The sequence below is a fragment of the Zoogloea ramigera genome (genome assembly GCF_006539865.1).
Classification (GTDB): domain Bacteria; phylum Pseudomonadota; class Gammaproteobacteria; order Burkholderiales; family Rhodocyclaceae; genus Zoogloea; species Zoogloea ramigera.
Genome location: NZ_BJNV01000165.1, coordinates 1 through 1266, shown reverse-complemented (window position 1 = coordinate 1266; position 1266 = coordinate 1). Strand labels below are relative to the sequence as shown.

Sequence of the window (1266 nt, the reverse complement as noted above, 5' to 3'; positions counted from 1 at the left end):
GGGCTTGCCCAGGCCACAGCGCCGACTCGCGGCCAGTCCGAGCACACCCGTTCAGTCATGATTCCCATGGCCAGCGGGGTGGCTTGCCGGGTTGCAACGATTCCGGGGTCACCCCGGAAGTCTGGACAACACCTGCGGGCCCAGACCGGACAGAAGGAGGCTCGCCATGGCTAGTATCAGAGCCCGGGCGGACTCCGGAAAACTGTTCTTCGACTTCCGCTTTCGAGGAACGCGTTGCAGAGAACAGACTCTGTTGGATGACACGCCCGCGAACCGGCGTCGGCTGGAAAAGGTCTTGCAGCGTATCGAGCTGGAGATTCACCAAGGCGTTTTCGACTACTCGGCCTTCTTCCCCGGCAGCAAGCTTGCCGCGACTTTTGCGATCGCCGGAAGTGAGGTGACTCGGGAGATCGACCTCGGTCAGCCCGCGCCTCAGGTGGACAGCCCTGCGGTGATCTCTGCTCCTCCACCGCCCCCTTCTCTTGCGGCTTCCACCGCTCGCCCGACCATCGGCGCTTTCGCTGAGACCTGGCAGCTGGAAAACCAAGTGACCTGGCGGCGCTCCTACCAGCGCACCGTCAGCGACATCGTCACCAAGCATCTGCTGCCCCGTTTTGGGGCGCGGGATGTCGGAAGCCTCCTGCGGGAAGAACTCCTCCAATTCCGGTCCGAACTCGCCAAAGTCAAAGGCCGGAAGAAGGAAACGCTGTCGCCCCGCCGGATCAACGCCATCATGAATGTGATGAGCCTGATCCTTGCAGAAGCCTCCGACCGGTACAAATTTACCAGTCCTTACTACAACATCAAACCGCTGCGTATCCCCAAGAGCGATGTCGAACCCTTCGCGCTCGCCGAGGTGCAACGCATTCTCGACACCGTAAGGGAGGACTTCCGCGATTACTACACGGTGCGCTTCTTCACCGGGATGCGAACCGGCGAGGTGGATGGGCTCAAGTGGAAGTACGTGGATTTCGAACGCCAGCTGATCCTCGTGCGGGAAACGATTGTCCTCGGCGTGGTGGAGGAAGACGCCAAGACCATCGAGTCCGTGCGCGACATCCAGATGTCCCAGGTGGTGTACGACGCGCTCAAGCGCCAACTGGCTCGCTCCGGGCGCTTGAAGGGTTTCGTCTTCTGCAACAGCACGGGTCACGCGCTGGACCACAACAACATCACCAAGCGCATCTGGTACCCCTTGCTGCGGCACCTCGGGCTCAAGCAGCGACGGCCATATCAGACCCGCCATACTGCCGCGACTTTGTGGCT

Annotated in this window: 1 protein-coding gene; it reads left to right on the top strand. The window is 61.5% G+C overall.

The annotated features are described in order from the left end of the window. Positions 1-166: 166 nt before the first annotated feature. A partial coding sequence (locus ZRA01_RS20230; RefSeq protein WP_141355171.1) for a site-specific integrase occupies positions 167-1266 on the top strand: 1100 nt, incomplete at its 3' end.